Raw genomic sequence first — 7,008 nt, 5'->3', positions numbered from 1 at the left:
TGCCGGGGTGCGTTCCGGGCGCCGGATCAGGAAGGTGCCTCATGAACGCGAAGCCGTCGGTCTCCGGACTCCCCGGGGGCGGCGCGTCCCCGCCGGCGTCGCCGGAGGCGGCCCCGGCCGCGTCCTTCGACGCGTTCGGGCTGCCGCCGGAGCTGGTGGAGACGATGGATGGGCTCGGGGTGACGGAGCCGTTCCCCGTCCAGGCGGCGACGCTCCCCGACGCGCTGGCCGGCCGGGACGTCCTCGGCCGGGCGCGGACGGGGTCCGGCAAGACGCTGGCCTTCGGGCTCGCCCTGCTCGTCCGGACGGCGGGCCGGCGGGCGGAGGCGAAACGGCCGCTCGCACTGGTCCTGGTGCCGACCCGGGAGCTCGCCCAGCAGGTGAGTGACGCCCTGGCGCCGTACGCGCGGACGCTGAAGGTGCGGCTGGCGACGGTGGTCGGCGGGCTGTCGGTCAACCGGCAGGTGGCGGAGCTGCGGAGCGGTGCCGAGGTGGTCGTCGCGACGCCGGGGCGGCTGGCCGACCTCGTGTCGCGTCGGGACTGCCATCTGAACCACGTGCGGATCACGGTGCTGGACGAGGCGGACCAGATGTGCGACCTGGGGTTCCTGCCGCAGGTCTCGGACCTTCTGGAACAGGTCCCCTCCGACGGGCAGCGGCTTCTGTTCTCGGCCACGCTCGACCGCCACGTCGAACAGCTGGTGCGCAGTCACCTGGACGACCCGGTCCACGTGTCGGTCGACCCCGGGGCGGGTTCGGTGAGCACGATGGACCACCACGTCCTGACCGTTCATCCCGCCGACAAGTACGCCACGGCGACCGAGATCGCCGCCCGGGACGGCCGGGTGCTGATGTTCCTGGACACCAAGGCGGACGTCGACCGGTTCACACGTCACCTGCGGGCCGGCGGGGTGCGGGCCGGCGCCCTGCACAGCGGCAAGTCGCAGCCGCAGCGCACCCATACGCTCGCCCGGTTCGCCGAGGGGGACATCACCGTGCTGGTGGCCACCAACGTCGCGGCGCGGGGCCTTCACATCGACGCGCTCGACCTCGTCGTCAACGTCGATCCGCCGGCCGACCCCAAGGACTACCTGCACCGCGGCGGGCGCACGGCGCGGGCCGGGCGGTCCGGGACCGTGGTCACCCTGGTCACCCCCGCCCAGCGGCGCGAGGTGAACCGGATGATGTCCGACGCCGGTGTCCGGCCGACCGTCACCCCGGTGCGCTCCGGCGAGGCGACGCTGACCGCCCTCACCGGTGCGAGGCGACCGCCGGCCGGGGCGAAGGCCGGCAGCGGCAACGCGGCCTTCCGCGGTCTCGGCAGCCGTCCGGGCCGTCCCGCCAAGGAGTCCCGCAAGGCCGCCGAGGCCCGCAAGGCGGCGGAGGCCCGGGCGGCGGCCCGGGTGCGCAGGGGCCGCTGACCCCGGACGGCGTCCGTTGCGGCGGCCCGTTCACGGGCCACCCGTGAACGGGCCGCCGCAACGGGAAGCCCGTGGCCGGACGGTCGTCTCCCCGCCCCGGTGATCCGGCCGGTCGCCGCACCGGTGTCACGCCGTCGCCGACGCACCGGAGGGGTCCGGTCCGGTGGACGGCCCGTCCGCGCCGTCGTCGTGGACCTCCCGACGGGCCGTTCCGCGCCCGCCGTCCGCCGGCCGGGCCGCCGGAACGGCGTCCCGGCGTTCGGGGTGGCAGTCGGGGCAGGTCAGGCCGACGGCGGCGGCCGGGTTCCAGTCCTCGGTCCGTGCCCGGCCGTCGGGCGGAGGAACATTCACGGCGATCACCCGGCAATGTTTCGGCGCGGTCAGAAGGGGTGGGCGGAACTGTCGCGGCGAGGGGCGCCCCCTTCTCCGGCGGGGTTCCCCCGCGCGTCGTCCGGCGTGGGCGGGGCCGTGTCGAAGAGGGTGCCGCCGGGGACGCCCACGCGCGGGATCCTGTCGACCGCCGCGTCGGCGTAGCGCAGGGAGGGGCCGACCTCCAGGACCTCCAGCTCGATGACGGTCCGCTTCTCGCCCTCCCTGTTCTCGTACGTCCGCTGGTGCAGCCGTCCCTGGACGATGACGCGGGTGCCGCGGGCCAGGGACCGCGCGACGTGTTCCGCCGTCTGCCGCCAGGCCGAGCAGCGCAGGAACAGCGTGTCGGCGTCCCTCCACTCGTTGCTCTGCCGGTCGAAGGTGCGAGGCGTGGAGGCGACGGTAAAGTGGGTGACCGCGTCGCCGGACGGGGTGCTGCGGAGGTCGGGGTCGTCGGTCAGGTTGCCGACGACGGTGACGACGGTCTCGCCGACCATGAGGGTGCTCCTAACGTACGTGGGGACGGGGGAGATCGGCCGTCCGGCGGCAACGTCGCCGCTCCGGGCGGCCTCCGGGCTCGCCGCCCGGCCCCCCTTCTTCTCGTTCCTCCCGTTCACCGGGACCCGCCGCGACGAGTCGCGAGGCGTGGGCCGGAGCGTTCTTCAGCGGGATGCCGAGCCGGGGGACGGTGCAGGGACGGCCGGCCGGGGCCCGGCACCAGGGGCAGGGCACGCGCAGGGCGCGGGCCCGCAGGTCGTCCCTCGAACGGTCGGCGGGGGCGGGAGACGCCGGGGCCGGGGCGGCGGGTGCCCGCTTCACGCGCTGTCCCGAGGCGATCGCGGTCACGATCGCGAGGAGTTCCGCGCGGTAGCGGTGCGGGTCGTCCGGGTCGGTGTCCGGGAGGGGCAACGGGTCGCGGGCGAGCCGTTCCTCCCGGATCGCGTGCACCTTGGCGCGGATGTCGCGGGCGTCGATGCGGGACTGCGCCCGGCCCAGGCGGGTCACGGCCTCCCGTGTGTCGGCGACGTCCAGGTCGGCGAGCAGGAGGTGCCAGGTGTCCGTCGTGGTCTCCTCGAGGTGCATCGACGGGCACATCGCCGCCACCAGGGCGGTGAGGCCCGCGGTCTCGGCCGGTGTCATCCGGTCCTCCCTTCCGCGGGGGAACGCGCCGGGTGGCGCCGGTGCCCCGCTGTCCGCCCCGTCCTCCGGCCGCCGGTACAGGTACAGGACGCTCCCGCAGGCGCAGCGCAGCCGTCCGTCGTCCTCGAGACTCCAGCGGCCGCAGCAGAGGTGGCCGGCTCGTGAGATCAGGAACCACAGGGTGGCGGGCGAGTCGCTGTCGAAGCGTGCCTCGGCGGTGGTCATCACGTCTCGCCGCCGTCGAGGGCGAGCAGCCGGCGCAGGTCGATCTCGCCGGTGTCCCAGGCCCGGGCGACCCGTTCCGTCCCCCCGGGTACGGGCCGCAGGCTGAACGAGCGCGGTTCGGGGGCCGGTGCCACCGCCAGTCCCGGGATCACCTCGCCGGTGCGCGGGTCGGCGACCGGGCCGGCGGCCGGGCCGGAGCGGGCGAGCCGGCCGAAGAACTCCTGCTGCCAGGCGGGGCGCACCTGGACCAGGGTCTCCACCTCGTCGGGGTGGTTCGCGGCCACCCAGGCGGTGAAGGCCTCCTCGTCGGCGACCACGACCGCCGGCCGGGGGTCGATGAGCGTGAGGGTGGCGATCGGGGTGTCGTCCGGCAGGGTCACCCGCATCGACTTGAGGGCGAGTTCGGCACGGGCCACGCGCAGCCCGTGGAGGACCGCGCGGCGCTCGGCCCGGTACTCGGCCTCCACCGCGTCGCGCAGCACCCTGAGGACGACGACCCGGGTGGCGCGGTCCCGGAGGTTCACGCGGCCTCACCCCTCTGCCCGCTCGCCTTCGCGGTCTCCTTCTTCGCTTCGGTGCCTCGGCGCACGATGAGTTCGCCCAGCGTGGTCGAACCCCCGGCGGGGTCCAGGACGGCGGCGGCGAGCAGGTTGTGCCGGCGCACCTCCTCGTAGAGGCCGCGGAGTTCCTCGTAGGTGGTGTGCGGGGCGGTGGCGGTCGTGAGGTAGTCGGACGCGCTCGGGGTGGGCTTGCCGGCGTCGAGCCAGTCCAGGACGGCCTCGGCGAACGCCGCGTCCGGCTTGCGGACGACGAGCCCGGAGAGCGGCTTCGCCCGGGACTTGGAGATCACCAGGGTGTTGTCGTGGTCGAGGTCACCGACGATGTCGAACTCGTACTCGATGCCTTCCCGCTGCTCGGGCTTGAGCCCGACCTTGCGCGGCACCTTGCGCCCGCGCTCGTCCGCCTCCACGACGTACTCGGTCTTGGTGCGCATGGTGGCGATGAGGTGGCCGGGGTAGGCGAGCAGGGCGTCGATCATCGCCCGCTCCAGGGGGCGGGCCTCCCGCCAGCCGGCGAAGGTGTTGCCTCCCGCGACGCGCTTCGCGGCGTTGTCGACCTGTTCCAGCATCCCTCCCGAGCCGGACCAGAAGTGCGAGAGCGAGTCGACGATCACGACGTCGTAGCCTTCGTGGGCCGCCACCGCGAGCGCCTCGACGAGCGCGGGCGGCTCGAACGTCGTGAGCGGGAGGGTGTCGAAGGCGAACTCGTCGGCGTACTTGGAGGCGCTGCCGTGCTCGGTGTCGATCAGGGCGATCCGGTCGCCGACCCCGGTACCGATGACGAGCGCGGTGTAGGTCTTGCCCGACCCGGTGGGTCCGGTGAGCGCGATGCGGGCCTTGGCCTGTTCCTTGGTGGCGGGGATGAAGGTGAAGCTGTTCACGCCGTTCTCCTCTGAGCATCCGACGGCGGTTCGGGGTGGGCTTGGGGAGGGACGGGAAACGATCGGTCCTCACCCGGCAAGACGTGCACCCGCACGGCCGAAGCCTTGACTCGAATGTCAGTTCGAAATCACTTGAGGTCCACGCTAAGCCCGAACGGAGGGAAGAGGCAACGATTTTCACCAAAAAATACCTATGCGTTTTATGTCCGGATCGGGGCGTGGTGGGTGTGTCCGTGCCCGCGTCGCGGTCGGCCCGGCCGGCGCTGCCGCCGGACTCCCCGCACGAGCGCGGCCGGGCGGTACGGCCGGGCGGGCGGCGCCCCGTGTACCGGCAGGGCGTCGAAGCGACCCGGTGGCTGCCGCGGGCGACGGGACCGCCCACCGGTCGCGCGGCGCGGCGGTCGCCTCCGGGGCGGTCCTTCCCGCCCGTCGGCGGGACCACCTCACCCCGACGGCACGAGACCGAGGTGCCTCCACGCCGCCGGGGTGGCGACCCGGCCGCGCGGGGTGCGGGCGAGCAGTCCCTCCCGCACCAGGAACGGCTCGGCCACCTCCGTGACGGTCTCGCGCTCCTCCCCCACCGCGACCGCGAGGGTGGACAGGCCGACCGGTCCGCCGCCGAACAGCTTGAGCAGCGCCTCCAGCACCGCGCGGTCGAGCCGGTCCAGGCCGCGGGCGTCGACCTCGTAGACCGCGAGGGCGGCCTCGGCGATCTCGCGGGTGATCCGCCCGTCGGCCCTGACCTGGGCGTAGTCGCGGACGCGGCGCAGGAGGCGGTTGGCGATGCGGGGCGTGCCGCGCGAGCGGCCCGCGATCTCGGCGGCGCCCTCGGGCGTTGTCCGCACCTCCAGCAGCCGGGCGGAACGGTGGATGACGCGCTCCAGTTCGGTGGGCCCGTAGAACTCCATGTGCGCGGTGAAGCCGAAGCGGTCGCGCAGCGGCGGCGGCAGCAGGCCCGCCCGTACGGTGGCGCCGACCAGGGTGAACGGGGGCAGTTCGAGGGGGATGGCGGTGGCACCGGGGCCCTTGCCCACGATGACGTCGACGCGGAAGTCCTCCATCGCCATGTAGAGCATCTCCTCGGCCGGCCGGGACATGCGGTGGATCTCGTCGAGGAAGAGGACCTCCCCCTCCTGCAGGGAGGACAGGATCGCGGCCAGGTCACCCGCGTGCTGGACGGCCGGTCCGGAGGTGATGCGGAGCGGCGCTTCCATCTCGGCCGCGATGATCATGGAGAGGGTGGTCTTGCCGAGGCCGGGGGCGCCGGAGAGCAGCACGTGGTCGGCGGTGGCGCCGCGCGCGCGGGCCGCGCGCAGCACCAGGTCGAGCTGTTCGCGGACCTTCTCCTGACCGATGAACTCGTCCAGGTCCCTGGGGCGCAGGGCGGCCTCCACGGCCCGGTCCTCCCCGTCGGCGACAGATCCCACCAGCCGCTCGACGAGAACGGCGGTCTCGGCTTCGTCCCGGGTCATGCGGTCCACTCCTCTCAACGAGTGCGGTTCAGCGTGCGCAGGGCGGCGCGCAGCAGCCGCGGCACCTGCGGGACCGCCCCGTCGGCCTCGGCGGCGGGGGTGACGGCCGTGATCGCCTCCTCGGCCTCGCGCGCGGAGTACCCGAGGCCGACGAGCGCCGCGCGCAGTTGTTCGCTCCAGGGCGAGGGGGCGGCGGCCGGGTGTCCGGCCGCGGCGGCCCCGGCCGGTTCACCGAGCCGGTCCTTCAGGTCGAGGAGCAGTTTCTGGGCGCCCTTCTTACCGATGCCGGGGACGGCGGTGAGCGCCTTCTCGTCGGCGCTCGCCACGGCCCGGCGCAGCGCGTCCGGGCGGTGCACCGCCAGCATCGCCTGGGCCAGGCGGGGGCCGACACCGCTGGCGGTCTGCAGCAGCTCGAAGGTCTGCCGCTCGTCGTCGTCCGCGAAGCCGTAGAGGGTGAGCGAGTCCTCGCGCACCACGAGGGAGGTGGCCAGCCGGGCGCTTTGGCCGACGCGCAGCGTGGAGAGCGTGTCCGGCGTGCACTGCACGGCCATGCCGACACCGCCGACCTCGACGACCGCGCTGTCGGGGGCGAGGGCGGCGACCGTGCCGCTGACGAAGGCGATCACCGGCTCGTGTCCTTCCCGAGTCGTACGAGTGCGGGAGCGGGACGGGCGGCGGCGTGTGCCCGCTGCGGGCGGTACGACACCGGAGCACGCCGGATGTGGCAGATGGCGAGCGCCAGGGCGCCGGCCGGCTCGGGCGGGGCGTCGAGCCGCAGCAGCCGGGTGACCCCGGCGCCGACCTGAGCCCTGCCGGCGCCTCCGTCGCCGGTGACGGCGGCCTTCACCTCGCCGGAGGTGTGCCAGGTGACGGGCAGTCCCCGCCGGGCCGCGCACAGGATCGCGACGGCACCCGCCTGGGCGGTGCCCATCACCGTGCG

9 protein-coding genes are annotated in these 7,008 nt (G+C 74.5%); 1 reads left to right on the top strand and 8 read right to left on the bottom strand.

What is annotated here, in order from left to right:
• Window positions 1-41: 41 nt before the first annotated feature.
• Entirely contained in the window at window positions 42-1,421 is a 1,380-nt protein-coding gene (locus AOK18_RS10805; protein ID WP_079104948.1) for a DEAD/DEAH box helicase, read from the top strand.
• A gap of 126 nt (window positions 1,422-1,547) precedes the next feature.
• On the opposite strand, the gene AOK18_RS10800 is transcribed toward AOK18_RS10805, so the two are convergent.
• The 8 genes from AOK18_RS10800 to AOK18_RS10765 all read right to left on the bottom strand — a co-directional run.
• Window positions 1,548-1,781, bottom strand: a complete 234-nt coding sequence (locus AOK18_RS10800) for a hypothetical protein (RefSeq protein ID WP_055694179.1) — start codon at window positions 1,779-1,781, stop codon at window positions 1,548-1,550.
• Between the two features lie 20 nt (window positions 1,782-1,801).
• Window positions 1,802-2,287, bottom strand: a complete 486-nt coding sequence (gene ssb, locus AOK18_RS10795) for a single-stranded DNA-binding protein (RefSeq protein ID WP_055694178.1) — start codon at window positions 2,285-2,287, stop codon at window positions 1,802-1,804.
• A gap of 10 nt (window positions 2,288-2,297) precedes the next feature.
• Window positions 2,298-3,155 carry a zinc finger domain-containing protein gene (locus AOK18_RS10790; protein ID WP_055694177.1) on the bottom strand — a complete coding sequence of 286 codons (858 nt, stop codon included), beginning with the start codon at window positions 3,153-3,155 and terminating at the stop codon, window positions 2,298-2,300.
• Complete coding sequence (locus tag AOK18_RS10785; RefSeq protein ID WP_055694176.1) at window positions 3,155-3,679, bottom strand: hypothetical protein; 525 nt, start codon at window positions 3,677-3,679, stop codon at window positions 3,155-3,157. The genes AOK18_RS10790 and AOK18_RS10785 overlap by 1 nt, the downstream gene beginning before the upstream one ends.
• The gene (locus AOK18_RS10780) at window positions 3,676-4,596 is read right to left on the bottom strand and encodes an ATP-binding protein (protein WP_055571251.1); all 921 of its coding nucleotides are present in this window, start codon (window positions 4,594-4,596) and stop codon (window positions 3,676-3,678) included. The genes AOK18_RS10785 and AOK18_RS10780 overlap by 4 nt, the downstream gene beginning before the upstream one ends.
• Before the next feature lie 443 nt (window positions 4,597-5,039).
• Complete coding sequence (gene ruvB, locus AOK18_RS10775; RefSeq protein ID WP_055571250.1) at window positions 5,040-6,068, bottom strand: Holliday junction branch migration DNA helicase RuvB; 1,029 nt, start codon at window positions 6,066-6,068, stop codon at window positions 5,040-5,042.
• A 14-nt stretch (window positions 6,069-6,082) separates the two neighbouring features.
• Window positions 6,083-6,694 (bottom strand): Holliday junction branch migration protein RuvA, encoded by a 612-nt coding sequence (ruvA, locus tag AOK18_RS10770; RefSeq protein WP_055694175.1) that lies wholly within the window; start codon window positions 6,692-6,694, stop codon window positions 6,083-6,085.
• A partial coding sequence (locus AOK18_RS10765; protein WP_240503133.1) for a crossover junction endodeoxyribonuclease RuvC occupies window positions 6,691-7,008 on the bottom strand: 318 nt, incomplete at its 5' end. The genes ruvA and AOK18_RS10765, both read right to left, overlap by 4 nt.

Origin of the sequence: Streptomyces prasinopilosus (assembly GCF_001419695.1) — a bacterium.
Lineage (GTDB): Bacteria > Actinomycetota > Actinomycetes > Streptomycetales > Streptomycetaceae > Streptomyces > Streptomyces prasinopilosus.
This window is presented reverse-complemented; position numbering and strand designations above follow the sequence as displayed.

What these genes read in the sequence shown, in the direction of transcription:
- AOK18_RS10805 (WP_079104948.1), top strand. Translation starts at nt 42, where the DNA reads ATGAACGCGAAGCCGTCGGTCTCCGGACTCCCCGGGGGCGGCGCGTCC.
- ssb (WP_055694178.1), bottom strand. Translation starts at nt 2,287, where the DNA reads ATGGTCGGCGAGACCGTCGTCACCGTCGTCGGCAACCTGACCGACGAC.
- AOK18_RS10790 (WP_055694177.1), bottom strand. Translation starts at nt 3,155, where the DNA reads ATGACCACCGCCGAGGCACGCTTCGACAGCGACTCGCCCGCCACCCTG.
- ruvB (WP_055571250.1), bottom strand. Translation starts at nt 6,068, where the DNA reads ATGACCCGGGACGAAGCCGAGACCGCCGTTCTCGTCGAGCGGCTGGTG.